Origin of the sequence: Novosphingobium resinovorum (assembly GCF_036352595.1) — a bacterium.
Classification (GTDB): Bacteria; Pseudomonadota; Alphaproteobacteria; order Sphingomonadales; family Sphingomonadaceae; genus Novosphingobium; species Novosphingobium resinovorum_B.
In genome coordinates this window covers 133,313-158,590 of sequence record NZ_JAZFAX010000006.1, presented here as the reverse complement: position 1 = coordinate 158,590, position 25,278 = coordinate 133,313, and the positions used below count along the sequence as shown (strand labels likewise).

The following is a 25,278-nucleotide window of genomic DNA, read 5'->3' as shown; positions in this document are numbered from 1 at the left end:
GCAGGAGAGCACGGGCATGGCGGAACGAATTCCGGGCGTCATCGGCGTCCACCACATCGGGATTTCCGTGCCCGACCTCGCCCGCGCGCGGACGTTCTACATCGACATCCTTGGCGCGGTGGAGGAAGTCGAACCGCTGACCTGGTCGGACAATCCCTTCATCGACCGCATCGTCGGGCTGGAGGGGAGCGCCGCCAACCAGTTCTTCTGCCGCCTGGGCAACGTCCAGATCGAGGTGTTCCAGTACGACGCGCCGCGCCAGGCGCCGCAGGATCCGCGCCGGGGCGTCAACGAATACGGCTATACCCATATCGCGCTGCAGGTGGAGGACATCGCCGGGGTCCACGAGCGCATCGTCGCCGCCGGCCTGCCCGTCCACGCGCCGCCGCCGATGGAGGGGATCACCGTGGACGCGAACGGCGTGAAGCACGGCTATGCCGGTACTTATTGCCGCGATTTCTTCGGCAACGTCTTCGAGATCCTGGAGATCCACCAGACGCCGGAGATCCTGCCGATCTGAAGAACTGTCTGGAAATTCGCGAAAGCGAATTTCGCGGCACCGGCCCACGCCCCCACCCCGTTCGCGCGTTCACATTTGAACGCAAAGGAAAAAATATCCACGCTTCACCGCAAAAGGCGACCTGAACGGCAACTTAATCCGGCGAACCGTGTTCCCCGGATGTAGCCATCCAGCAGCGCGGGCAAAGCCGCCGCCTCTTCGGGAGCCTTGGGACGTGAACACCGATACCCTCAACCGCCGGCCCGACACCACCCCGCCCCGCCGCGACGCGATTGCCAAGGAGCGCACGGCGGTCGTGCGGCTGGTGCCCGAAATCTCCGCCCGCGAACTCGACACCGATGGTTTTTCCGCGCGCATGCTGCGCGATGCGGTGCGCGAGGCAGGGCTGTTCCAGCGCTCGGTGCTGGGCCACCTCGACCATCAGGAATGGCGCGACCGGGTGCGGGCCGATGGCCAGCGGCTGATCGACCTGCTCTCGGAAATCGGCTTCCGCCCGACGCGGCAGAACTGAACGCGGCCTCGCGTTTCGGCCTGCTCCTAACGGGTCATCCGTGAGGCGCTTTCAGTCACTGAAAAGGCCCTGATCCGGCTGCGGTCGAACAGCTTTTCCTCGTCGGCGACGATCATCGCATGGGTCGGCCCCTCGCCCAGTGCGGCGAAGCAGGCGTCGCGCGTGGCGGCGTCGGGGAAATCGATCTCCATCACCACATCGAAATCGCCCGGCTGGTCGGCGCCGTCCAGCGGCGTCAGGAAGCGGCGCACATAGCGCGTGGCATAGCCCGCCAGCACCTGTTCGCCGATCACCCGGTGGCGGCTTTCGTAATAGGTGCGAAACTCGGCGCTCATCCCCTCGCGCCGCTTGAGCAGGGTGAGTACGGTGACCGTCACGCCCCCGGCTTCCTTTTCATGACAGCGTCTCCAGCCAGCCGCGCGTCGCGTCCAGCACCGCCTTCGCCCGTAGCGCCGGGTGCGAGAATGCCGCGCGCAGGGCGGCCGAGCGCAGTTCGATGGAGAGCGGGATATGCTGCGGCAGTGCCTGCAGCATCGCCGCCAGCGGCAGCGCGCCCTCCCCCGCCTGTTCGCGCAAGTCCACCGCATCGAGGATGATCGCATCGAAGTCGGCCGGATCGGGCCGTGCGGCGCGCGCATCGCAGAACTGCGCGTAAGGCAGCAGCGCGGGATCGATCGCCGCGATCTGCGCGGCGGTGGTGCCCGAGCGATCGACGTGGATCGGATCGACCAGCACCGCGCGCAGCGGATGGCCCACCCGGTCGAGCACGCCCAGCGCCTGCGCCAGCGTCTTCACCTCAGTGAAAATACCGAACTCCAGCGCCACGCGCATCCCGGACCCCTCGGCATGGCGGCACAGCGCTGTCAGTTGCTCGATCGTCTCCGCCTCGCCGTGCGAGGACACGCACAGCACGTTCGCGGCGCCCAGCCGCGCGCCCACGTCCAGCACCTTGCGATGATCGTCGAGCGCGGTGTCCGGCCGGATCCACACCACCTCGACGTCGAGCACCGGCAGGCCGGTGCGCTGCAATGCCGCGTGCGCATCGCGGGTATGCTGCGCCGTCCACTCCAGCGGATCGACCCACAGCCCCACCGCATCATAGCCCGCTGCTGCGCCGGCCTCGATGACGTCGACGGCGCCGAATTCGGGCAGCACGCCGGAGGCGAGGGATAGTTTGTGGCTCATTCCATCTCCCAAACCGCGCGTATCACACCGCGTCACCCTGAACGTGTTTCAGGGTCCATCGTGCACCAAGCGCGTTTCTCAATCAGCAAACCGACGGGGCCGTTGGCGACACGACCTTCCGGCACCAACTGCCCGATGGATCCTGAAACACGTTCAGGATGACGGTAAAGAACAAGGCGGCGGCAGCTTGCGAGCACCGCCCCGCTGTCACAGCACCGGTTCGGGCAGCGAGGCGTCGTCGGCCAGATACCAGTTCAGCCATTCGTGGAAGTACTGGTTGCCGCGCTCGTTCCTGCCGAAGGTCAGGTCATCGTGCGCGCCCGATTCGAGGCCCTTCTGGATCTCGAGGCCGATCACGTAGTCTTCCTCGTACGTCACGTCGCGGAAGAAGTTCATCGCGCCTTCCACCGCCTCGCGGTCGGCCTCGTCCGTCACCGGCGCGCGGCGCAGGTAGTTGAGCACGGTGCGGTTCTCGGCCGGCGTCGGTCCGGGGAACAGCTGCGCCACTTGCGTGATCTCGGGCGCGATGAAGATCGAGACGTTGGGGAAGAAGATGCGCACGAAATCGTAGCCGTAGTTCTCGCGGTTGCCCCACTCCTCGCGCGGGACGTCCTTGAGCTGGTCGGCGATCGAATGCTGCGGGAAACCGATGCGGATGTTCGGCCCGAACCCTTCGTAATGCGTGCAGTTCGACGGGGTGCGCGGGAAGATCGTCTCGGGGTGGAGCGACTTGAAGTGATAGCCTTCGAGATAGCCGTCGAAGGCGATCTTCCAGTTGGCGCCGTGGATCGTGCGGTTGCCCAGGTACGTCCAGTTGGCGAAGTCGAGCGCGTCGAAATCCTCCAGGAAGTCCTTGAAATAGTGGTCGAGGTCCATCGGCGCATTGGGCGTCAGGCACACGAAGATCATGCCGCCGCGCTCTTCGCAGGGCAGTTCGCGCAGGCCCATCTCGCTCTTGTCGACCTGCCCGAACGTGCTCGCCTCCGAGATGCCGATCAGCTTGCCGTCGGCGCCGTAGGTCCACGAATGGTACTTGCAGGTGAAGCGCGCGCAGTTGCCCTTGCCGTCGGGCGCGACCGGCGCGCCGCGGTGCGAGCAGACGTTGAGGAAGGCGCGGACCTTGCCCGCCTTGTCGCGGTTGATGAGCACCGGAGAGCCGACCGCATCCATCGCCTTGTAATCGCCGGGGTTCGGCAGTTCGGCGGTGAAGGCCAGCATCAGCGGCACGCGCCTGAACACCAGCTCCAGCTCGGCCTTGAACTGGTCCTTGTCGGTGTAGCTGCTGGTCGGCACGCGCAGCGGCTTGTCGGTCTGGAACGTCTTCTTGTTCGCCACGTAATCGAGCATGATCTCGGCCACGTCGCCGATGCGCTTCACCCGTTCCACGGTCGTCTCCCGTTAAATTTATGAGCGTGATCCTGCGCGAGTGGCCCCGTGGCGGCAACCTGCGCAAGGTGATAGGAGACATTGTCTGTTGGCGGCACCGGCCCGCTCCCCCACCCGGCCTCCCATAGGGTACTATCGTTGGGAGGCCGGGTGGGGGAGCGGGCCGGCGCCGGCGAACCAGAGCTGCGTCTTGGCACTTTCGCCAGTTGGCCTTTGCGTCCTCCCGGTAGCAAGTAGGAACCATGATGGAGAGGATAAGCCCCCCGTGGGCATGGCTTGAGACACCCCCCGCCCACCTCGCGGCCTATGCCGGGACGGGGTGCTGGGACGAACGCACCATCGCCCAGCAGGCAAGCGCGCTGGCCGAGGCCGACCCCGGCTTCGTGGCGCTGGTCGAGGGGGACGTGACCGTCACCCGTGCCGAAGTGGTGGCCGATGCCGAGGCGCTGAGCGCGGCGCTCCACGCGCGCGGGCTGCGGCCCGGCGACGTGATCGCCTTCCAGGTGCCCAACTGGCGCGAGGCGATGGTCATCAACCTGGCGGCGGCGATGTCCGGGCTGGTGGTCAACCCGATCGTGCCGATCTACCGCGACCACGAAGTCTCGCTGATGCTGGCGGACTGCGGCGCGCGGGCGTTCTTCGTGGCGTCCTCGTTCCGCAAGTTCGATTATGCGGCGATGGCGCGGCGGCTGGCCGATGCGCTGCCCGCCCTCGCCCATGTCTTCACCGTGCGCGGCGACGGACCGGACGACTACGCCGCGCTGGTGGCGGAAGGGCGCGGCCTTGCCTTCGCGCGGCCCACGGTCGATCCGCTGGGGGTGAAGATGGTGCTCTACACCTCGGGCACCACCGGGCGGCCCAAGGGCGTGCTGCACAGCCACGTCTCGATCGCCCGCATCCTGCGCGAGAGCGGCGCCTACTGGGGCCTGACCGAGGGCGAGGCGACGCTGATGCCCTCTCCGGTCACGCATGTCTCGGGCTATGCCAACGGGCTGGAGGCGCCGTTCATCTGCGGCACCCGCACGGTGCTGATGGAAAGCTGGGACGCGCAGCAGGCGCTGGCGCTGATCGACCGGCACCAATGCGTGGGCACGGTGGCGGCGACGCCGTTCCTCGTCGAACTGGCGGCAGCAGCAAGGGAGAGCGGCAACCGCCTGCACAGCTTCCGCTTCTTCGCCTGCGGCGGCGCGGCGGTTCCGGCGGACCTGATCCCCGCCGCCAACGCCGCCTTCGACCACTGCCGCGCCTTCCGCGTCTTCGGCGCGTCCGAAGTGCCGCTGGTGACCTTCGGCTGGCCCAATGTCGAGAGCCTGGCCGCCACCACCGACGGCGCCGTGGTCGACTACGAGATCCGCATCGTCGACGACGAGGACCACGATCTGCCAAACGGCCGCGAGGGCGAGATCCTGGCGCGCGGGCCGGGCATGATGCTGGGCTATGCCGACGAGGGCCAGACGCGCGAGGCGATCACTCCCGACGGCTTCTTCCGCACCGGCGACCTCGGCGTGCGCAGCGAGGACGGCGCGATCACCATCACCGGCCGCAAGAAGGATCTCATCATCCGGGGCGGCGAGAACATCTCCGCCAAGGAGATCGAGGACGTGCTCCACGCCCACCCGCTCGTGCGCGAGGCGGCGGTGGTGGCGATGCCCCACGCGCGGCTGGGCGAAGGGGTCTGCGCCTACGTGATCGCCGGGGACGCGCTGCCTTCCGCGCAGGAACTCGCCGAGCACGTCGCCGCCAGCGGGCTGGCGCGGCAGAAGATCCCCGAACGCTTCGAATTCCGCGCCGACTTCCCCCGCACCGCCTCCGGCAAGGTGCGCAAGGACATGCTGCGCGCCGACGTCAAGGCGCTGGTCGAGGCGGTCTAGCGAACGCCGCGCCTCAGTCCCCTGTCGCCAGCCGCGCCTCGACTTCGCGCGCGGCCGCGATCAGCCGCCGGTCGTCATAGCGCGGGGCAACGAGCGAGACGCCGATCGGCAGCCCGCCCTCGCCCTGCGCCAGCGGCAGGTTGACCACCGGGGCATGCAGCAGCGTCCAGGGCTGGTTGAACTTCGGCTCCCCGGGCGTGCGGCCGATCGGGGCGATGCCCGGCGCGCTGGGAGCCATGACCGCGTCGAGCCCGGCCACCGCCCGCTCGAACCCGGTCCGCGCCGCCGCCGCGCGATCATGCGCCTCGCGCAGCCGCGCGTCGGAGTATTGCGAGAGTGCATCGACCCGCAGATGAAAGTCGGCGTGGAGCAGGTCCGGCTGCGTCCGCGCGAGGTCGAGGAAAGCCGCCGCGCCTTCACGGAACAGGATCGCGCGGTGGTCGTCGTTCAGGTGCGCGAATTCGGGCAGTTCGGGGATCTCGACCAGATCGATGCCCGCCACCCGCATCCGCGCGGCGACGCCTTCCAGCGCGGCCTGCCCGGCGGCGCTCATCTCGTTCCACCAGGGCGTGCGGAACAGGCCGATGCGCAAGCGGCCGGCGGCGCGCGGCGGTGCCTCTGCCAGGCCGTAGACGGCGCAGACCCGCTCGATCAGGTCGAGGTCGCGGGCATACCAGCCCACCGTGTCGAGGCTGTTGGCATAAGTCTTCACCCCCTCGCGGCTGACGAGGCCCCAGCTCGGCTTGAAGCCGTGGATGCCGCAGAAGCTGGCGGGGCGGATAGTCGAGCCGCCGGTCTGCGTGGCCAGCGCCAGCGGGACGTGCCCATCCGCCACCGCCGCCGCCGATCCGGCGGAGGAGCCGCCCGGCGTGCGCGACAGGTCGTGCGGGTTGGCGCTGGCGGCATTGCGGCCGGCGGCGGCGAATTCGGTGGTATCGGTCTTGCCCAGGATCACCGCCCCGGCCGCGCGCAGCGTCGCCACGCACGGCGCGTCGGCACCGGCCACGAAGCCCGAGAACAGCGGCGAATTGTGCGTCAGCGGCATGCCGCGGGCGGCGATGACGTCCTTCACACCCACGCAGATGCCGTGGAGCGGCCCCGGCTCCGCGGCATCGAGACCGCGCGCGGCCGCCAGCGCCCCGGCGTCGTCGACATGGAGCCAGGCCCGCACCTGGGCGTCACGGGCGCCGATGCGCTGCAGTGCAGCATGGACATTCGCGGCAGCGGAGGCGTAGGAGGGCTGCACCATGGAAAATTCGGCTCCTGAACGATCGCCGCATCCGGCGGCGCAGCGGGATTGTGACTTCCCGCTTGGCCGATGTAAAGCTTTACATTATGCAGGGCAGCAATGAGTGAAACCGCCCCACGCCCCGATCCCGCCGTACAGCCCCCGATCGCCCAACCCTCGATCGCCCAGCCCTCGATCGCATCGGTTCTGGCGACGACGACGACGATCCAGATCCTCTCGACGATGACCGCGCTCGCGCTCACCGGCATCGCGCCGGTGGTGGCGCGCGAATTCGGACTGGCGCCGCATTATGTCGGCTACCAGATCAGCGTGATCTATGCCGCCGGCACGTTCGCATCGGCGATGGCGGGGACGCTGATCCAGCGGCGCGGGCCGGTGCAGGTCGAACAGATGGCGCTCGCCTGCTTCGGCATCGCGCTGCTGCTGCTGACCAGCGCCAGCCCCTGGGCGGCGCTGCTGGCCTCGATGGTGATCGGGCTGGGCTACGGCGTGCAGAACCCCGCCTCGGCGCAGATCCTGGGCGCGGTGACGCCGCCGCACCGGCGTTCGCTGATCTTCTCGATCAAGCAGGCGGGGGTGCCGATCGGCGGCGTGCTGGCGGCGCTGGCAGTGCCCGCGCTGGCGGCGGCGATCGGCTGGCGCACGACGCTGGTGATCGGCGCGGTGCCCTGCTTCGCGATGATCGGGGTGCTGGCGCTGAAGGATGGCCCGCCCCGCACGGCGCCGGCGGCGCTCTCGGTATGGCGCGGCTTCCTCTACGAACAGCGGCTGGTCTGGGGCAAGGCGCCGCTGCGGGTGCTGGCGCTGCTGGGCATGCTCTATTCCTCGCTGCAGCTCTCGCTCTCCGCCTTCGCGGTGGTCATGCTGGTCGAGCATGGCTGGTCGCTGGTCGCGGCCGGGCTCGTCACCGGGGCGCTGCAGGGCTGCGGTGCGCTGGGCCGCGTGTCGTGGGGCGGCCTGGGCGACCGTTTCGGCGGCTTCACGGTGCTGGCGGTGATCGGCGCCATATCGATGGCCTGTATGATTGCCTTGTGGCAACTCGATGCCCTGCCCGCCGCCGTGCAGGTCGCCGTGCTGTGCCTGTTCGGCTTCTGCATGAGCGGCTGGAACGGGGTGGTGATGGCGGAATGCACGCGGCACTGCGCGCCCGAGGATGCCGGCCGGGTGATCGGCGGAGCGCTGGTCTACACCTTCATCGGCGTGATGATCGGCCCCGCCGCGATGGCGACGATCTACGCGCTTTGCGGCGATTACGGGACGAGCTTCCTGCTGGTGAGCTGGGTCGCCGGGCTGGGCGCGCTGCTGGCGGCGCGCGCGGCGATGGCGGGCTGAAGCTTGGCCGCACCCTTCGCTCGCGGGTGGCGATGAAGGAAATGATGGCGTGGACGCGCCCTGCCCCGATACGAAAAAGGCCGGCCGCGCGAGGGGTGCGTGGCCGGCCAGTCCGTCAGATCATGCGCTTCACGCCGCGACGAGGCGGTCCTGGCGGCAGGCCATCAGCGGCTGCACCTTCTCGCCGAAGTCTTCCAGGCCCTGCTGGAAATCGTCGAAGGTCAGCATGATGCCCTTGGTGCCGGGGATCGCGGCGGCCTCGTCCAGCAGCCTGGCGACGGTTTCATAGGAACCGACGAAAGTGCCGATGTTGAGGTTCACCGCGCCCTCGGGCAGGTTGATGTGGCGCGCGGTCGAGTCCGCCCCGGCGGTGGTGTCGGCGCTGCCCTGGTCGCTCATCCATGCCAGCGCATCGACGTCCGCACCCGCACGATAGCTTTCCCACTTGGCGAAGGCGGCTTCGTCGGTCTCGTCGGCGATGACCATGCACAGGATGTAGGCGCCGACGTCGCGGCCGGTCTTCGCCGCCGCCTCGACCAGCGTTTCCACCTGGGCGCGGTGCTGCGTCGGCTTGTTGATGCCGCCCGCCGTGATGAAGTTGTAGTCGCCGTAGTTAGACACGAAATCCATGCCCTTGGCGGACTGGCCGGCGCCGACGATCTCGATCTTGCCTTCGGGCCTGGGGAGCATCTGGCAGTCTTCCATCTGGAAGTGTGCGCCCTTGAGGTCCGACTTGCCGTCGTTCCACAAGTCCTTCATCACCTGCACGTATTCGCCCGCATAATCATAGCGATAGCCGAAATAGGCATCGCCCGGCCAGACGCCCATCTGCTCGTATTCGCCCTTGGCCCAGCCGGTGACGATGTTGACGCCGAAGCGGCCCGGCGCCACCGAATCGATGGTGACGGCCATGCGCGCGACCATCGCCGGCGGCAGGGTGAGGATCGCGGTGGAGGCGAACAGCTTGATCTTGCTGGTGACCGCAGCCAGCGCGCTCATCAGGGTGAAGCTTTCCAGGTTGTAGTCCCAGAACTCGGTCTTGCCGCCGAAGCCGCGCAGCTTGATCATCGAGAGCGCGAAGTCGAAGCCGTAGTTCTCGGCCGTCTGCACCAGCTTCTTGTTCATGGCGAAGCTGGGCTTGTACTGCGGAGCGTTCTCGGAAATCAGCCAACCGTTGTTGCCGATGGGGATGAACAGACCAATATCCATGCATTGCTCCTGGGAGAGAGAGGTTAAGGGAGAGGAGGAGAAGGTACTCGGGCCAGCCAGGAGGTCGCCGCTTCGTAGGCGAAGCCTCCCCGCAGCAGGAGTTGCTCGGAATGCGGGCGGCCGATCAGCTGCAGCGCCAGCGGCAACCCGCGTGCGTCGAAGCCCATCGGGGTGACGAGCGCCGGGAAGCCCAGCATCGAGATCGTGCGCGTCAGTGCCGAAAGCTCGGCCACCATCGCCTGCATCGCGGCGCCGCCGGTCGCACCGACATCATCGGCCAGCGGCACCGGGAAGCGCGCCGCCGGGGTCAGCAGCAGGTCCACTTGCGCGAAAGGCCCCGCCAGCATGTCCGACTGCGCCGACTTGCGGCGCCCCAGCGCGGCGAGATAGGCGTGCGCCGTGACCGCCGCGCCCGCCAGCAGGCGGTTACGCACCTGCTCGCCGAAGTCCTGCGGCCGCTCGGCAAGGTGGCGGGCGTGGAAGGCGGCGGCCTCGGGCGCCCAGATCTCGGCGGCGATCTGCGGATAGTCTGCATGGTCGGGGATCGCGACGTCGATCACGCGCGCGCCCAGGTCGGTGAAGACCTGCCGGGCGGCGGCGAAGGCCCCGGCGACCTGCGGGTCGAGATCCTCGGTGAAGTAGCGGGTCGGCACGCCGATGGTCAGGCCCGCGCAGTCGGCCGTCAGCGCGCTTTCGTAGTCGCGTTCGGCCAGCACGCTCATCAGCCGCGCCAGCGATCGGCTCGACGTCGACAGCGGCCCGGCGGTGTCGAGGGTGTGCGACAGCGGCATCATCGCCGTATCGGGCAGCAGCCCGTTGGTCGGCTTGAGCCCCGCGACGCCGCAGAACGCGGCGGGCAGACGCACCGAGCCGCCGGTGTCCGATCCCAGCGCGCCGGTGACGATCCGCGCGCCGACGGCTGCGCCCGACCCGGACGAAGAACCGCCCGAGATCGCCTCGGCGTTCCACGGATTGCGGCAGCGGCCGAGCTGCGCGTTGTGCCCGGTCGGGCCCATCGCGAATTCGGCCATGTGCAGGCGGCCGATGGTGATCGCACCCGCCGCCGCCAGCCGCGCCATCAGCGGCGAGGTCTCGGCCGGAACGTGGCCGCGCCAGATCTTCGATCCGGCTTCGGTCGGCACCCCGGCGCGGAAGAACATGTCCTTGTGCGCCAGTGGCACGCCGTGGAGGGGCCCGCGCAGCGCGCCCTGCCGCCGCTGCGCGTCGCAGGCGCGGGCCGCGCGCAGCGCCGCATCGGCCTCGATCGCGACGAAGGCGTTGAGCCCGGCCCATTCCTCGGCGCGTTCGAGGGCGTCGGTGACCGCCTCCTCGGCGCTGAGGGCGCCGGTGGCGATGGCCCGGGCGAGTTCCACGAGATCATGGGGCATGGCTGTCCTGCTCGCGAAAATCGCGCCGGGGTCGGCAGTGGGAATGGTGGTTCCTCCCGCCCCGCGCGCTTGCGCTCGCACGGGGCGGGAGGGGGAGCGGGGCGGTCCGGAGGAGAGAAGGACCACCCCGCAGTTCCTCAGAACGCGTAGCTGAGGCGGGCGCCGTACGTGCGCGGCGGCGCGAACTGCAGCAGGTAACCGCCCGCGTAGCCGGCCTCGGAATTGGCGGTGAGGATGGTCTTGTCCTCGATGTTGCGCACATAGGCGGTGATCGAGAAGGGACCGTTGTCCGGCGTGTAGGTGATCTGCGCGTCGCTCTTCCAGTACGCGCCCATCTGCTCGGCGGCGGTATTGTAGAAGGTGAAGTAGGTCTTGGTCTGGTAACGGGTCTGCAGACGCGGGGTCAGCGTGCCGCCCAGCAGGTGGAAGTCATGCTGGATACCGGCCGACAGCGTCCACTCCGGCGCCTGGACCAGACGGTTGCCCGACAGGTCGGACGCGGCCGGGCAGGTGTCCGCGGTCACTTCGCAGAAGTCGGTGTACTTGGCGTCGAGCCAGGCGACATTGGCGTCGATCTTGGTATCGGGCGTCACCAGCCACATGGTTTCAAGCTCGGCGCCCTTCACGCGCGCCTTGCCCGCGTTGAGGGTGTAGACCAGCGCGGTGTCGGGATCTTCCTGCTGGGTCTGCAGGTCCGAGTAGTCGTAGAGGAACGCGCTCAGGTTGACCTGAAGGGCATTGTTGAAGAAGCGGTTCTTGGTGCCGACTTCGTAGGCGATGATCGTCTCGGGACCGAACGAGTTGTTGGTGGTGTAACCGCCCGCCTTGTAGCCCTTGTCGACCTTGGCGTAGATCAGGTTGTCCGGCGTAACCTGGTAGTTCAGGCCGAAGTGCCAGGTGACCTGATCACCCGAATAGTGGTTGTCGAGGTCCGAATACGTACCGGCGATGATGTTGTAGCCGACCTGGGACTTGTTGTCCTTGGTATAGCGAACGCCGGCCTCGGCCTTGAGCTGGTCGGTCAGGTCGTAGGCGACCTGCGCGAAGACCGCCTTGGACTTGCTGCCCACGTCGTAGTCGAAGGTATAGTAGTTGTAAGGCGTCGTACCCGCCTCGCCATGCACCTGGAAGTAGGTGTCGAGCGCGTCGGTTTCCTTGAAGAAGTAGCCGCCGACCTGCCAGGTGAAGCCGGTCTTGTTGTTCGAGCTGAGGCGCAGTTCGTAGTTCTGGTCCTTGACCGCCTCGTTCTGCTGGAAGCCGTAGCTGTACGAGGTGCCGCCGTCCTGGTCGTTGTCACGATGCAGGGTGGACTTCTGGAAGCCGCCGAAGAAGCTCAGCGTCGCGAAGTCCATGTCGTAGGATACCGCCGCGCGCACCGCCTTGGTGCGGATATGGGTGTAGCCCTGGTTGTTCAGCGCGTAAGTCTTGGACGAACCGATGTCGAGCGAGCCGTCGTCGTTGACGTCCGAATAGGGCACCGCCTTGATGGTCGAGCCGACGCCGTCCACCCGGGTCATCTCGCCGGTCAGCAGGATCGACAGGCGGCTGGTCGGGGTCCACAGCGCATGGACGCGGCCGCCGGTCACGTCGGCATCGTCGCCGTCCTTGAGGCCGGGGTTGTTGCGGTAGCCTTCGTGCGTCTTGCGGGTGCCGGCGACGCGAAAGCTCAGCGTGTCGCTGACCGGGATGGTCGCGCCGACGTCGAGGTTGAGCGTGCCGTAGTTGCCGATCTCGGCGGCGGCATCGAGCTTCCAGTCGTCAGTCGGCTTGACGGTGGCGATGTTCACCGCGCCCGCCGTGGCGTTGCGGCCATAGAGCGTGCCCTGCGGGCCGCGCAGCACTTCGATGCGCTCGACGTCGAACATCGCCGCGTTGAGGGCGAAGGCGCGCTGCAGGTAGAAGTTGTCGACCGAGACCGCGACCGCCGGATCACCCGTTTCGGAGTAGTCGCGGCTGGACACGCCGCGAATGGTGATCATGGTGTTGGCGTTGTTCTGGGCGATGTTGACGGTCGGCGCGATGTTGGAAATCGCGTTGACGTCGGCGACGCCCTGCTTGGACAGTTCCTCACCGGTCGCGACGGTCATCGCGATCGGGGTGCTCTGGGCGCTCGTCTCGCGCTTGGTGGCGGTGACGACGATCTCGCCGAGTCCCTCGGCGGCCGGGGCGGCGGTGTCCTGCGCGAATGCAGGCTGGACAAATGCGACAGCGATCGAGAACGCGCTGGCGGTGAGCGAAAGACGCTTGAGCAAGATGAAAACTCCCTGTGACCCGTTCTGAATGATTGACGTTTTCATTACAATGACCGATTCGCGGATGATTGCAAGCGGGTCGTTTGGGCCATGCTGATGCGTAAATTTTATATGATTGAATAATAAAGGTTTTTTGATGGCATTTCGATAGATAACGTTTTCATTTCCGACAAAAAGCACCATCCCGACGGTTTTCCCGCGCCTTATACACCGCCTTTGGAAGCAAGGGCGTTTCGCTCGGTGGATGCGCGATCCCGTCGCCCGCTCCTCGGCCTGAAGCGGATTCGGGCGATATTCACCAGCGTCAGGATGCAGCCGGTACTGTGTTCCAGCCAAGCCCGATCGCCGCCGATCCGACTGCGATCGCGGGGTTCTGCTCCGACAAAACAGGCGTTTTCGCGGCACGCCACCGCCAGCATCGTCGGCAGTATCGGCGCCGGCTCCAGGCCGGGGATCGGCCGATGATCCAGCTTATGAAAACGTTACCATTAATCCACGAGCCATCACCACGGTTGATCGGTCCGCCACAGGGCCTAAAGCCACAATCGAACCCAGTCAGGAGCCTTCGATGCCCACTCCTTCCCGGCCCCTTCGCGTCGGCCTGCTCGGCTACGGCTTCGCCGGAAAGACCTTCCACGCCCCGCTCGTCTCCGCGGTAGAGGGCCTGTCGCTCCACGCCGTCGCCTCGCGCGATGCCGGCAAGGTCCATGCGGACTTTCCCGAGGTGCGGGTCCACGCCAAGCCCGAGGCGCTGATCGCCGACGATGCGATCGACCTCGTCGTCGTCGCCACCCCCAACGGCACCCATGCCCCGCTCGCCCATGCGGCGTTGGCGGCGGGCCGACACGTCGTCGTCGACAAGCCCTTCGCGCTCGACCTTGCCGAGGCGCGCGGGCTGATCGCCGCCGCCGAGCGGGCCGGGCGGCAGCTGCAGGTGTTCCACAACCGCCGCTGGGACAGCGACTACCTGACCGTGCGCGCCGCGATCGAAAGCGGGGCCCTGGGCCGGGTCACCCACTTCGAGACGAAGATCGACCGCTTCCGCCCGCAAGTCCGCGACCGCTGGCGCGAGCAGGCGGTGCCCGGCGCGGGGATCTGGTTCGACCTCGGCCCGCACCTGATCGACCAGGCGCTGCAGCTGTTCGGGCTGCCCGACAGCGTCTTCGCCAGCCTCGCCCTGCAGCGTGACGGCGCCCTCACCGACGACTGGGCCCACGCCGTGCTGGCCTATGGCGAGCGGCGGGTGCTGGTCCACGCGGGCATGCTGGTGGCGGGCGGTTCCGCGCGGTTCGTGGTCCACGGCACGGCGGGCAGCGCGGTGAAGCGCGCGGCGGACGGGCAGGAGGCGCAGCTGCTGGCCGGCATGCGCCCCGGCGCGCCCGGATGGGGCGAGGACGGCGACGCGCTCCTGCTCTACGGAGAGGGGGGCGAGCGGCAGGTTCCCGCCACCCCCGGCGACCAGCGCGGCTTCTACGCCGCCGTCGCCGCCGCGCTGCGGGGCGAGAGTGCGCCGCCGGTCCGCCCGGTCGAGGCGCTGGCGGTGATGGCCGTGCTGGAAGCCGGCGCCGCCTCCGCCCGCGAAGGTCGCGCCATGCCGGTGCCGCTGACCGCCACGGAACGCGCGGCATGGTGAGTACGGGCACGACACGGCGGTTGCCAGCCGCCCCCCGGCTTGGCTAGGCCGGTGCGATGACCTTGCGCGAACCCGCCTGACCATGCTGCGCCCCTGGCAGATCAGCCTCAGCCAGCGCATCGACGCGGCGCGGTCCGAACCCGTCTACATGCAGATCATCCAGGCGGTGATCCGCGACATCGAAAGCGGCCGCCTGACCTCGGGCAGCTACCTGCCGAGCAGCCGCGAACTGGCCGCCAGCCTCGGCGTCAACCGCAAGACGGTGGTGCTCGCCTATGAAGACCTGATCGCGCAGGGCTGGCTGTCCTCGGCGGGGACGCGCGGCACGATGGTCTCGACCGCGCTGCCCGACCCCGGCCTGCCCGCCAGCCGCGATGTGGCCGAGCCCGATGCCCCCGCGCAGGCCGAGTACCGCTTCGCCGCCGCGCCTGCCAGCCCGCTGGCGCTGCCCGAGGGGCCGGGCCTCAAGCTCGACGAGGGGGCGCCGGACGGGCGGCTGTTCCCGATCGAGCTGCTCTCGCGCGCCTACCGCGCCGCCGCCCAGCGCCTGACCCGGCGCAACGGCCTGCAGTACCGCGACCCGCGCGGCGCCCCGGCGCTGCGCGAAAGCGTGGCGGAAATGCTGAAAAGCCAGCGCGGCCTGCCGGTCACGGCGGACAACATCTGCATCACGCGCGGCAGCCAGAACAGCATCTTCCTCGCCGCCAGCCTGCTGATCCGGCCCGGCGACGCGGTGATCGTCGAGGAACTGACGTACGAGCCCGCCGTCGCCGCCTTCGCCGCGCGCGGGGCGAAGATCGTACCGGTCGGCCTCGACGGCGACGGCATCTGCCTCGACGACGTGGAGGCCGCCTGCCGCCGCAACCGCGTGGCCGCCGTCTTCGTCACCCCGCACCACCAGTTCCCCACCACCGTGGCGCTGCGGCCCGAACGACGGCTGCGACTGCTCGACCTCGCGCGGCAGTTCGGCTTCGCGGTGATCGAGGACGATTACGACCACGAATTCCACTTCGCCTCACAGCCGCTGCTGCCGATGGCGGCTTATGCGCCGGGGCGGGTGATCTATGCCGGATCGCTGTCGAAGCTGCTGCTGCCCGCGCTGCGCGTGGGCTACATCGCCGCGCCGGTGGAAGTGATCGAGGCTCTGGCGCACGTCGTCTCGCTGGTCGACGGCATGGGCAACACCCTGACCGAAAACGCCGCCGCCGAACTGATCGACAGCGGCGAACTCAGCCGCCACGCACGCAAGGTGCGGCAGGTCTACGCCCAGCGGCGCGAGGCTTTCGCCGAAGCGCTCGACGCGACGCTGGGGGACCATGTGAGCTACGAGATGCCGCCCGGCGGCCTCGCGTTCTGGCTGCGCTTCGCCTCCGAACAGACGCTGGACCGGATCGAGGCGGGGGCGGCCGGGGCGGGTCTGCGCTTCGCCTCGTCGCGCTCGTTCATGACGCGGCCGGGTGCGGCGCGCGGGCTGCGCATCGGCTTCGCCAGCCTCGACGAACAGGAAGCGCGCCGCGCGCTGCAGGCGCTGCGTTCGATACTGGATTGAGAGCGCCCGCGCGGCGCACCCCGTGCGGCTAGAGCTAGATGACATTAAATTGAACCACTCGTCGTCATTGCGAGCGCAGCGAAGCAATCCAGGGCCGCGTAAACCGTCCTGGATTGCTTCGCTGCGCTCGCAATGACGACTCAAGGTAAAGTCATCATGCTCTAGCCTTCCGGCCCTCCCGCAAGCGGGAGGGCTATCGCATCAGACGTTTCCATTCCCCCCTCGTCACCCTGAACGTGTTTCAGGGTGACGAGGGGGGACGGGAGACGGATCAGTCTGCCGCCTCGCGCATCGCCGCGACCAGCGCGGCGTCGGGATGCGCCGCAAGAATCTGCGCGAAAGTCTCCGGTCGCTCGTCCTGGCCCAGCTTGAAGGTCGCGTCGCACGACAGCACGTTCGCGCGGAAGGCGATGATGCGCGCCACCATCGGCTCGTAGCGCTCGCCCATCGCGGACACGCTCCAGCGGCCGGGACGGTCCCCTTCCATGTGCGCGATCAGGCGGTCGAGCGCCTCGCCGTTCTGCTCGGGCTCGAACACCACGTCCACCGTGAAGCGCGCAACCGCATAGTTCCACGTCGGCGCCCACTTCTCCTGCGTCACCAGCTCGGGCGAGATATAGCCCTCGGCCCCCTGGAACAGCATCAGCGCGCGCGGATCGGCGCGCAGCGCCTCGACCTGTAGGTTGCGCAGCGCGAAATGGCCGACGAGCGCGGTCACCGCGCCATCATCGTCCACTTCCGCCAGCAGCGGCAGCGGCGTCGCATGGCCGCCCGACACCACCCACGCGAGCGGATGGCGCGCGACCAGCGCCGCCACTTCGGCGGCATTCCTCGGAGAGAACAGGCTCACGCGGCGGAAGCCGTGTAGCGCTCGCGCCCGCCGACGAAAGTGCGCAGAACTTCGGTCTTGGGCAAGGTCTCGGGATCGATCGCGGTGGGATCGCGGTCGAGCACCACGACGTCGGCCAGCATGCCCGGCGCGATGCGGCCCGAACGGTCCTCCATGAAACCCGCGAAGGCGTTGTTGACCGTGTAGGCGGTCAGCGACTGCTCCACGGTGACCTTCTGGTCGGGCAGCCAGCCGTGCGGGTTGGCGCCGTCGATCGTCTCGCGCATGACGGCGGCATAGATGCCCTCGACGGCACTCAAGGGTGCCACAGGCCAGTCCGAACCGAACGTCACGGTCGCGCCGCTGTTCATCAGCGAAGCGAAGGCATACGTGCCGTCCAACCGCTTCTCGCCGATGCGCTTCACCGCCCAGCGGCCATCGTCGATCGCGTGGTAGGGCTGGACCGAGGCGATCACCTTCTGCTTGGCGAAGCGCGGGATCGTGGCGGGCAGGATATGCTGCGCGTGCTCCACGCGGAAGCGACGATCGCGTGTCCCGTTCAGCTTCACCGCCTCGGCATAGACGTCGAGGATATCGTCGTTGGCCTCGTCGCCGATGGCGTGGACGGTGATGTGGACACCGGCGGCATCGGCGGCGATCACCTTCTCGCGCAGTTCGGCAAGCGGCATCACCCGCACGCCGCGGGTATGCGGATCGTCGGTGTAGGGATCGTGGAACAGCGCCGTGCGCGCGCCGAGCGAGCCGTCGACCAGCGCCTTGCAGGCACCCCAGCGCACCCAGTCGTCACCGCGCCCTTCTTCCTTGACGAGGGCGACCACCTTCTCCCAATCGGCCAGCGGCACGAAGTTGTAGAAGCGCATGTCGGTCTCGCCCTTCGCGCGCAGGCGGCGGACGGTGTCGAAGCAGTCCCAGTCGAACGGATCGGGGACGTGGACCTGCGCGAAGCCGTTCTTCAGGCCATGGGCGATGCCGCCCCGCACCGCGTCTTCCTGCTGCGCGTGAGTCAGCGGCGGGATGACGCGGTCGATCAGCGCCTTGGCGAGATCCTTGACCACGCCCGTCGGCTCGCCCTTCTCGTCGCGCACGATGACGCCGCCTGCGGGATCGGGCGTGTCGCGGGTGATCCCGGCCAGCTTGAGCGCCACCGAATTGCAGAAGTAGCTGTGCAGGTCGGTGCGCGGCAGCGCGATCGGCGTGTCGCCGGTCACCGCGTCCACCCATTCGCGGGTCGGCAGCTGGCCGCCGAAGCGCTGTTCGTCCCACGGCCCGCCGAGCAGCCAGCGATCGGGCTGCGCCTTCACCGCCGCGCCGATGCGCGCGACGAATTCCTCGCGGCTCTTCACTTCGAGCAGGTCCGGGCGCGGCAGCGCGGCCGAACCCATAAGGAAATGCGTGTGGTTGTCGGTGAAGGCGGGCATCGCGAAGGCGCCCTTGAGGTCGACCACGCGGGTCGAGCGCTTCATCCGCGCCTTCACCGCGCGCGCGCCGACCGCGACGATGCGATCGCCGATCATGCCGATCGCATCGGCCCGGCCACCTGCGGTGCCGGTCCACACGTTGCCGCCGACCAGCGCGACGTCGAGCGGCGCGTCGGCGGCGAAGGCATGGCGCGCGAACGTCGAGCCGGCGAGCGCGCCTGCACCCAACATGGCCGCACCCGAGCCCAGAAACTGACGACGATCGAACATGGTGGTCCCTTCTCGATTTCCCTGTGCATCCGCCATCGCCCGGCGACGCGGTCCCGCCAACATCCAATATCACACCGGACCAAGGGACCAAGCAGGTTGGACCCCGATTGGACCACTTGGACCCCTCGCCTTCGCAGTATTGGATGTTTCCGGGAACCGCCCGAGGATCGAACTTCACCCTCACAGCTTCAGGCGAGCACCGCGACAGCGGGCCGCCCGGGTTCATGTCCAGTCCGTCGCAAGGCCCCGGGGAAGGGCGCGCGGCGCGACACAGATGAGGGAAATGCCATGACCATCGTTCGTACCATGCTCTCCTGTTCCGCCGCCGTCATGGCCCTGGCCATGGCCGCGCCCGCGCTTGCCGATGAAGCCGACGGCGCCTCTTCCGACAACAATGGCGGCAGCAACGGCGACATCATCGTCACCGCCACCAAGCGCAACGAGAAGCTGCGCGAGATCGCCGGCGGCGTCGCCGCGCTGACCGGCGACGAGCTGGTCAAGATGGGCGCGCAGGAGTTCAAGGACTACCTGACCCGCACGCCGGGCGTCGCCTTCAACGAAGGTCCGCCGCAGAACTCCACCGCCGTCATCCGCGGCGTCGGCACCACCGCCGGGCTCGACCAGGGCCAGGGCACGACCGGCTACTTCATCAACGAGATCGCGCTGACCGAACCCGGCTACGCGATCGTCGTGCCCGATATCGACGCCTTCGACGTGGCGCGCGTCGAAGTGCTGCGCGGCCCGCAGGGTTCGCTGTTCGGCTCGGCCTCGCTGGGCGGCGCGATCAACTACGTCGCCAACATGGCCGATGCCAGCGGCATCGACGCGGCGGCCGAGGGCGGTATTTCGTCGACCAAGAACGCCAGCGGGCAGCTGAGCTACCGCGCCAAGGCGATGGTCAACGTGCCGATCATCAGCGACAAGCTGGCGGTGCGCTTCACCGCGACGCAGCGCGTGGACGCGGGCTACATCGACAACGTCGGCACCGGCACCAACGGCTCCAACGACATCCACAACCTCGGCCTGCGCGGCTCGATCGTGTGGACGCCGGATGCAGATACCAAGCTGACCTACCTCGGACTGTATTATCGCACCAAGGCGGACGACAATTCCTACGCCCAGCTCGACGTGGGCGAACTGGCGCGTTCGTCGTACTTCCGCCCGACCGAGAAGTACGAGACGCAGATCCACTCGCTGCGCCTCGACCATGACTTCTACGGCTACAACTTCACGATGATCGGCGCGTACAGCCGCAAGACCGGCGACCTGAAGTTCGATTATTCGCCTTATTACGACTACCTCAATCCCGGCGAGGCGCACACGTTCCTGCAGGCGGGCTACAGCGACACCTACTCGGTCGAGGCGCGCCTCGCCTCGCCGGCCGGTAAGACCTTCGACTGGCTGGTCGGCGCGACCTACATCGACACCCACAAGACCTTCGAGGAACACCTGACCTCGCCGGGCATCGGCGCAGTGCTCGATGCCTCCCAGCTGACCGGGCCGGATGAATACTACCTCGGCATCGGCGACACCAAGGGGCTGGAAACCGCGCTGTTCGGCGAGGCCAACCTGCACTTCGGCCCCGTGACGGTGACCGGCGGCGGCCGCCTGTTCCACAACCAGCAGAAGCGCTACGTGGCGCTCTATGGCTACTTCTACCCCGGCGACAGCATCACCCCGGGCTACATGCTCAAGGACAACGGTTTCGCGCCGAAGGCCTCGATCAAGTGGGAAGTCAGCCCGGACCTGATGTTCTACTCGCTGGCGTCCAAGGGCTTCCGCTTCGGTTCGCCCAACCTCGGCCTGATCCCGCTTGAGGACTTCTACACCCCGCCGGGCACGAAGTCGGACTCGCTGTGGAACTACGAGGTCGGCACCCGGCTCTCGCTGGCCGACCGCAAGGTGCTGATCGACCTGACCGCCTTCAAGATCGACTGGAAGGACATCCAGGTCCGCCTGACCCGTCCGGACGACTTTACCTACGGCGCCAATGCCGGCAAGGCGCGCATCAAGGGTGTCGAGGCCAGCGTTTCGGCCAACTTCGGCGGCTTCAGCTATGCCTTCAACGGCACTTATCTGGACGCCAAGATCATCGACGAGATCGACACCTCGAGCGGCGTGATCCCGGCGGGCAAGCGCCTGCCCTCGTCCGCCAAGTGGCGCCTGTCGAACACCGCCAGCTACAACCTGGGCGGCGACTACCAGCCGACGGTCACGCTGATGCACCGCTACGTCTCGGCAAGCCCGGGCTACCTCAACGACGACACGACGTTCGCCGCCTACAACATCTTCGACGCCCGCGCCTCGGTGCAGGTCGGCGCGGTGACGGTGGCGGCCTTCATCAACAACATCGGCGACAAGCGCGCCGTGACCTTCGGCTACGGCAGCGACATCAACGGGCAGACGCAGTTCTACGTCCGCCCGCGCACCTTCGGCCTGCAGGCCAACTGGTCGCTGCGCTGAGCGGGACATGCATCCGGAGCGGCAAGCGCCGCTCCGGATCGCGATGACTTTACCCTGAATCGTCATTGCGGCCTTTGAATCGTCATTGCGAGCGAAGCGAAGCAATCCAGGGCGGTTTATATGGCCCTGGATTGCTTCGCTTCGCTCGCAATGACGACAGGGTGTTTTAGACGATAAGGTGTTGTAGCCCAATCTGTCCGTGCCCCGGAAAAGGGCCGCGGATACGCGCAGACCAAGGATCGATACGATGCGAAAGCCGGCCCACCTTCCCAACACATCGGGCCGACTGCGCATCGGTATCGCCTCCGCGCTTGCCCTGGCGCTGACCACCCTCGCGCCGGCGGCAAGCGCGGAGACTCAAACCAGCTTGGGCGGCGGGCTATCCCTCAAGCCCGCCCGCACCCTCGCCTTCGACGCGCACGAAGGCACCTGGATGCAGCCGGACCTCTCGCCCGACGGCCGCACCATCCTGTTCGACCTGCTCGGCGACATCTACGCGCTCGACGTCGCGGGCGGCACCGCGCGGCCGGTGCTCACCGGCATGGCCTTCGAGACGCACCCGGTGTTCTCCCCTGACGGCAAGCGTTTCGCCTTCGTCAGCGACCGTTCGGGCGTGGTCAACCTGTGGACCGCCAACGTCGACGGCACCGGCCTGAAGCAGCTTTCGGCCGAAACCTCGCTCAACGTCATGTCGCTGCCCGCGTGGAGTCCGGACGGGAAGACCGTCTACGTCTCGCGCATGGTCCATTCGGTGCTGGCGTTCGAGCTGTGGTCGTTCCCCGCTGACGGCGGTGCGGGCGCGCAGATCACGAAGGCGAATGTTCCCGACTGGGATTCACGCCCCAACGCGCTGGGCACGGCGCCCTCGCCTGACGGCAAGTACCTCTATTTCGCCGCCAAGCTCGGCCACACCTGGACCGAGAAAGACCCGCCGGTCTGGTCGATCGCCCGACGCGAGATCGCGAGCGGCAAGCAGGAAACCGTGGTGGAGGGCGCAGGGGGGGCGATGAGCCCGGCGCTCTCGCACGACGGGCGCACCCTCGCCTACGCCGCGCGGATCGCCGTCGAGGGCACCTCCGGCGACGTGATCCGCCTGCGCGACCTGACCACCGGCGAGGACCGCGTGCTCGGCCCGATCGATGCCGACGCGCAGAACCAGGGCTATTACTATGGCCTCACCCCCCGCTTCACCTTCGCGCCGGACGACCGCAGCCTGATCCTGAGCGTGAACGGCAAGCTGGCGCGCATGGACGTGAGCACCGGCACCGCGCAGGACATTCCCTTCACCGCGCCGGTCAGCCTCGGCCTCGGCCCCAGGACGCGGCAGGCGATCCCGGAGGAGACCGGGCCGGTGCGCGTGCGCATGATGCAGGCTCCGCACCGCTCGCCCAACGGCCGCACGCTGGCCTTCACCGCGCTCGGCGGGCTTTACCTCCAGCCGGTGAAGGGCGGCAAGCCGAAGCGCGTGGCGGCGGCGGGCGACGCGGTGTTCCAGCCGAGCTGGTCGCCGGACGGCCGCACCCTCGTCTACGTCACCTGGACCGCACGGGACGGCGGCGCGGTCTGGTCCATCCCCGCAGGCGGCGGCACTCCCACGCGCCTGACGAGCGAGGCGGGCTTCTACACCGAGCCGGTCTTCGTGGACGCCGCCAGCATCGCCGTGCTGCGCGCCTCGCACCACGACCGCCTGCGCGCGGTGAACGAGATCAGCCCCGACCGTCCCACCGACATCGTGCGCCTCCCCGCCGGTGGCGGCACCCCGGCGCTGGTCCTCCACGCCGGCAATGCCCGCCAGCTCGATGCCGCCTCAGGACGCCTGCGCTTCTACGCCGACGGCAAGGTCCAGTCGGTGAACCCCGACGGCACCGACCGCCGCGACGAGCTGACCGTGCTGGCGCAAGTCGCCGGGCAATATGTCGGCGTGCCGCTGCCCGCCGACGAAGTCTCGCTCGATCCTGCGGGCACGCACGCGCTGGTGCGCCACGGCTTCCAGGTCTCGGTGGTGGACGTGCCCGCGCGCGGCGGCAAGGACGCGCCCTCGGTCTTGCTGATGGATGCCTCGGCCCCCGCCATCCGCCTGACCCGCGAGGGCGCCGACACCGCGCGCTGGAGCGCGGACGGCAGCACGGTCGAGTGGTCGGTCGGCTCGACCTGGCGCATGCTCCCGCTCGCCAGGATCGACCGCAGCGCGCCCGGCGCCAGCGAGGTGCGCGCAACGTCTTTGGCTGCACAAGTCACCGTCCCGCGCGACGTGCCGACCGGCACCGTGGTCCTGCGCGGCGCCACCGCGCTCACCATGCGCGGCGACGAGACGATCCCGAACGCCGACGTCGTCGTGCAGGGCAACCGCATCCTTGCGGTCGGCCCCAGCGGCAGCGTCAGGGTGCCGCGCGGCGCGGCGGTGCGCGACGTCTCGGGCAAAGTCATCGTGCCGGGCTTCGTCGATACCCACGCGCACTGGTTCGAGGTGCGCAAGGGCGTGCAGGAAGCCGGGCACTGGGACTTCCAGATCAACCTCGCCTACGGCGTCACCTCGGGGCTGGAGGTGCAGGCCTTCACCCCCGACGTGTTCGTCTATCAGGACATGATCGACGCCGGGATGATGCCGGGGCCGCGCGCCTATTCGGTCGGTCCTGGGGTGTTCCGCAACAGCCCCAACGCCACCGAGGCCGACATCGCCGCCGTCCTGCGCCGCTACCGCGACCATTACCGCACCCGCAACATCAAGTCCTACATGGTTGGCGACCGCGCCACCCGGCAGGCGATGGTCGCGGCGACGGCCGAAGTCGGCATGATGGCCACCACCGAGGGCGCCAGCGACCTCGACCTCGACCTCACGCACTTCATCGACGGCTTCGCAGGCAACGAGCACGCCCTGCCGGTCAGCCCGCTGCGCGACGACGTGGTGCGGCTGATGGCGTTCAGCGGCACCAGCTACACGCCGACGCTGGGGGTGCTCTACGGCGGTTATCCGGCATTGTTCGACTACATCGTCAACGAGCGGCCACAGGACGATCCCAAGGTGCGCCGCTTCATGCCGCCGGGCGTGCTGGTGCAGAAGCTGACCAACCGCCACTGGCAGCCCGCCGAGGCGCAGACCTACCAGCGCTTCGCCGCCGATACGCTGAAAGTGCAGCGCGCGGGCGGCCTCGTCGGCATGGGCAGCCACGGCGAGATGCAGGGCATCGGCTACCACTGGGAACTGCAGATGTATGCCTCGGGCGGGGCGACGCCGATGGAAGTGCTCCACGCGGCGACGATCGGCTCGGCCGAAGTGATCGGCCGCAAGGACGAGATCGGCAGTCTGGAGCCGGGCAAGCTGGCCGACCTGCTGATCCTCGACGCCGACCCGCGCGCGGATATCCGCAATACGCGGCGGATTGGCGCGGTGATGAAGAACGGGCGGCTCTACGATCCCGCCACGCTAGACGAGATCTGGCCGCGCCAGCGCAAGCAGCCCGCACCGTGGTTCGCGGAAGAGGCGAAGCCTTAGGGTGGCGGGGGCGAATTGCGCGGCGGCAGGTTTCGCCCCTTGCGGTCATTTGTCGATGGTGGATAATGCCGACATGAAAAGGCGTTTGACCGTTCGCGAACTGGAGCCAGTGGCTAGGGATGCAACACGCGGTGTGCTCGAAGAATCGGTTGCATTGGTTCGTTTCAAAGGTGATCGAAACCTGACCCTTGGAACGTTAATCGAAGACGATCTCCTTATTTTTCAGCTTTATATTGCCGGTGAGAAGCCTTCTGACGCAGTGGTACTTACGAGCACCTCCGTTTCACGCATTACCGGCGAGGTCTTAAGCGTGCAGGTGCATGTATAGCGACTAGCTGCACAGCGTCCGCTTCCAACCCCCGGATCCCGAATTCCGGGCTGGCGGTGACCGCCCCTTTGCGGCGCTTCTCCCGGCTCGTCATTGCGAGCGCAGCGAAGCAATCCAAGGCAGTCTTGAGCCGCCTTGGATTGCTTCGCTGCGCTCGCAATGACGAATTTGGTATTGGCAATCACCACCCAAATCCGTCCTTCCAACCCCGCTCAGCCTGAGCTTGTCGAAGGCACCGAGGCTGGGCGCTGTGCTCCCCATGCTTCGACAAGCTCAGGCTGAGCGGGGTGGGTGAGGCTACGACACCACCCCACCCCTTTGTCGCCATTCACGCTCTTGGAACGAAGCGCCCAAGGCCGCTCAACTTTCGA

General features: G+C 68.1%; 18 protein-coding genes. 9 read left to right on the top strand and 9 right to left on the bottom strand.

Annotated features, from left to right (window positions below; translation table 11 throughout):
* Positions 1 to 16 precede the first annotated feature (16 nt).
* On the top strand, positions 17 to 520 hold the full coding sequence (locus tag V2S85_RS08280) for a VOC family protein (RefSeq protein WP_330702391.1): 504 nt from the start codon (positions 17 to 19) through the stop codon (positions 518 to 520).
* Positions 521 to 734: 214 nt separating this feature from the next.
* Complete coding sequence (locus tag V2S85_RS08275) at positions 735 to 1,031, top strand: hypothetical protein (RefSeq protein WP_330702390.1); 297 nt, start codon at positions 735 to 737, stop codon at positions 1,029 to 1,031.
* 26 nt (positions 1,032 to 1,057) lie between these two features.
* On the opposite strand, the gene V2S85_RS08270 is transcribed toward V2S85_RS08275, so the two are convergent.
* The 3 genes from V2S85_RS08270 to V2S85_RS08260 form a co-directional block, all read right to left on the bottom strand.
* On the bottom strand, positions 1,058 to 1,408 hold the full coding sequence (locus tag V2S85_RS08270) for an EthD domain-containing protein (RefSeq protein ID WP_330702389.1): 351 nt from the start codon (positions 1,406 to 1,408) through the stop codon (positions 1,058 to 1,060).
* A gap of 16 nt (positions 1,409 to 1,424) precedes the next feature.
* Positions 1,425 to 2,216: a sugar phosphate isomerase/epimerase gene (locus V2S85_RS08265; protein WP_330702388.1), complete on the bottom strand. Its 792-nt coding sequence runs from the start codon at positions 2,214 to 2,216 to the stop codon at positions 1,425 to 1,427.
* A 207-nt stretch (positions 2,217 to 2,423) separates the two neighbouring features.
* Positions 2,424 to 3,602, bottom strand: a complete 1,179-nt coding sequence (locus V2S85_RS08260) for an aromatic ring-hydroxylating oxygenase subunit alpha (protein WP_330702387.1) — start codon at positions 3,600 to 3,602, stop codon at positions 2,424 to 2,426.
* 242 nt (positions 3,603 to 3,844) lie between these two features.
* Between V2S85_RS08260 and V2S85_RS08255 the strand changes: the two genes are divergently transcribed.
* Positions 3,845 to 5,473 carry an AMP-binding protein gene (locus V2S85_RS08255; protein ID WP_419198174.1) on the top strand — a complete coding sequence of 543 codons (1,629 nt, stop codon included), beginning with the start codon at positions 3,845 to 3,847 and terminating at the stop codon, positions 5,471 to 5,473.
* Between the two features lie 13 nt (positions 5,474 to 5,486).
* Here the strand turns inward: V2S85_RS08255 and V2S85_RS08250 are convergent, their stop codons facing one another.
* On the bottom strand, positions 5,487 to 6,722 hold the full coding sequence (locus tag V2S85_RS08250; RefSeq protein ID WP_330702385.1) for an amidase: 1,236 nt from the start codon (positions 6,720 to 6,722) through the stop codon (positions 5,487 to 5,489).
* Positions 6,723 to 6,821: 99 nt separating this feature from the next.
* Here V2S85_RS08250 and V2S85_RS08245 point away from each other — a divergent pair, with 99 nt between their 5' ends.
* Complete coding sequence (locus tag V2S85_RS08245) at positions 6,822 to 8,054, top strand: MFS transporter (RefSeq protein ID WP_330702384.1); 1,233 nt, start codon at positions 6,822 to 6,824, stop codon at positions 8,052 to 8,054.
* 129 nt (positions 8,055 to 8,183) lie between these two features.
* Here V2S85_RS08245 and rutA read toward each other — a convergent pair whose 3' ends face one another.
* The 3 genes from rutA to V2S85_RS08230 form a co-directional block, all read right to left on the bottom strand.
* Entirely contained in the window at positions 8,184 to 9,263 is a 1,080-nt protein-coding gene (gene rutA / locus V2S85_RS08240; RefSeq protein ID WP_330702383.1) for a pyrimidine utilization protein A, read from the bottom strand.
* Between the two features lie 23 nt (positions 9,264 to 9,286).
* The gene (locus V2S85_RS08235) at positions 9,287 to 10,651 is read right to left on the bottom strand and encodes an amidase (RefSeq protein ID WP_330702382.1); all 1,365 of its coding nucleotides are present in this window, start codon (positions 10,649 to 10,651) and stop codon (positions 9,287 to 9,289) included.
* 137 nt (positions 10,652 to 10,788) lie between these two features.
* Positions 10,789 to 12,903 (bottom strand): TonB-dependent receptor, encoded by a 2,115-nt coding sequence (locus V2S85_RS08230; RefSeq protein ID WP_330702381.1) that lies wholly within the window; start codon positions 12,901 to 12,903, stop codon positions 10,789 to 10,791.
* A 568-nt stretch (positions 12,904 to 13,471) separates the two neighbouring features.
* On the opposite strand from V2S85_RS08230, the gene V2S85_RS08225 reads away from it, so the two are divergent.
* The gene (locus tag V2S85_RS08225) at positions 13,472 to 14,536 is read left to right on the top strand and encodes an oxidoreductase (RefSeq protein ID WP_330702380.1); all 1,065 of its coding nucleotides are present in this window, start codon (positions 13,472 to 13,474) and stop codon (positions 14,534 to 14,536) included.
* An 82-nt stretch (positions 14,537 to 14,618) separates the two neighbouring features.
* Positions 14,619 to 16,085 (top strand): PLP-dependent aminotransferase family protein, encoded by a 1,467-nt coding sequence (locus V2S85_RS08220; protein WP_330702379.1) that lies wholly within the window; start codon positions 14,619 to 14,621, stop codon positions 16,083 to 16,085.
* Positions 16,086 to 16,356: 271 nt separating this feature from the next.
* Here the strand turns inward: V2S85_RS08220 and V2S85_RS08215 are convergent, their stop codons facing one another.
* The gene (locus tag V2S85_RS08215; RefSeq protein WP_330702378.1) at positions 16,357 to 16,935 is read right to left on the bottom strand and encodes an FMN-binding negative transcriptional regulator; all 579 of its coding nucleotides are present in this window, start codon (positions 16,933 to 16,935) and stop codon (positions 16,357 to 16,359) included.
* Positions 16,932 to 18,623 carry an amidohydrolase gene (locus V2S85_RS08210; RefSeq protein WP_330702377.1) on the bottom strand — a complete coding sequence of 564 codons (1,692 nt, stop codon included), beginning with the start codon at positions 18,621 to 18,623 and terminating at the stop codon, positions 16,932 to 16,934. Before V2S85_RS08210 ends, V2S85_RS08215 begins: the two co-directional genes overlap by 4 nt.
* Before the next feature lie 288 nt (positions 18,624 to 18,911).
* Here V2S85_RS08210 and V2S85_RS08205 point away from each other — a divergent pair, with 288 nt between their 5' ends.
* The 3 genes from V2S85_RS08205 to V2S85_RS08195 all read left to right on the top strand — a co-directional run bounded on the left by V2S85_RS08205 (position 18,912) and on the right by V2S85_RS08195 (position 24,907).
* Positions 18,912 to 21,086 carry a TonB-dependent receptor gene (locus V2S85_RS08205; protein ID WP_330702376.1) on the top strand — a complete coding sequence of 725 codons (2,175 nt, stop codon included), beginning with the start codon at positions 18,912 to 18,914 and terminating at the stop codon, positions 21,084 to 21,086.
* Between the two features lie 247 nt (positions 21,087 to 21,333).
* Positions 21,334 to 24,579 carry an amidohydrolase family protein gene (locus V2S85_RS08200; protein WP_330702375.1) on the top strand — a complete coding sequence of 1,082 codons (3,246 nt, stop codon included), beginning with the start codon at positions 21,334 to 21,336 and terminating at the stop codon, positions 24,577 to 24,579.
* 1 nt (position 24,580) lies between these two features.
* On the top strand, positions 24,581 to 24,907 hold the full coding sequence (locus V2S85_RS08195; RefSeq protein WP_330702374.1) for a hypothetical protein: 327 nt from the start codon (positions 24,581 to 24,583) through the stop codon (positions 24,905 to 24,907).
* The last annotated feature ends 371 nt before the right edge of the window (positions 24,908 to 25,278 follow it).

What these genes read in the sequence shown, in the direction of transcription:
- V2S85_RS08280 (WP_330702391.1), top strand. Translation starts at nt 17, where the DNA reads ATGGCGGAACGAATTCCGGGCGTCATCGGCGTCCACCACATCGGGATT.
- V2S85_RS08265 (WP_330702388.1), bottom strand. Translation starts at nt 2,216, where the DNA reads ATGAGCCACAAACTATCCCTCGCCTCCGGCGTGCTGCCCGAATTCGGC.
- V2S85_RS08255 (WP_419198174.1), top strand. Translation starts at nt 3,845, where the DNA reads ATGATGGAGAGGATAAGCCCCCCGTGGGCATGGCTTGAGACACCCCCC.
- V2S85_RS08250 (WP_330702385.1), bottom strand. Translation starts at nt 6,722, where the DNA reads ATGGTGCAGCCCTCCTACGCCTCCGCTGCCGCGAATGTCCATGCTGCA.
- V2S85_RS08245 (WP_330702384.1), top strand. Translation starts at nt 6,822, where the DNA reads ATGAGTGAAACCGCCCCACGCCCCGATCCCGCCGTACAGCCCCCGATC.
- rutA (WP_330702383.1), bottom strand. Translation starts at nt 9,263, where the DNA reads ATGGATATTGGTCTGTTCATCCCCATCGGCAACAACGGTTGGCTGATT.
- V2S85_RS08235 (WP_330702382.1), bottom strand. Translation starts at nt 10,651, where the DNA reads ATGCCCCATGATCTCGTGGAACTCGCCCGGGCCATCGCCACCGGCGCC.
- V2S85_RS08225 (WP_330702380.1), top strand. Translation starts at nt 13,472, where the DNA reads ATGCCCACTCCTTCCCGGCCCCTTCGCGTCGGCCTGCTCGGCTACGGC.
- V2S85_RS08220 (WP_330702379.1), top strand. Translation starts at nt 14,619, where the DNA reads ATGCTGCGCCCCTGGCAGATCAGCCTCAGCCAGCGCATCGACGCGGCG.
- V2S85_RS08210 (WP_330702377.1), bottom strand. Translation starts at nt 18,623, where the DNA reads ATGTTCGATCGTCGTCAGTTTCTGGGCTCGGGTGCGGCCATGTTGGGT.
- V2S85_RS08205 (WP_330702376.1), top strand. Translation starts at nt 18,912, where the DNA reads ATGACCATCGTTCGTACCATGCTCTCCTGTTCCGCCGCCGTCATGGCC.
- V2S85_RS08200 (WP_330702375.1), top strand. Translation starts at nt 21,334, where the DNA reads ATGCGAAAGCCGGCCCACCTTCCCAACACATCGGGCCGACTGCGCATC.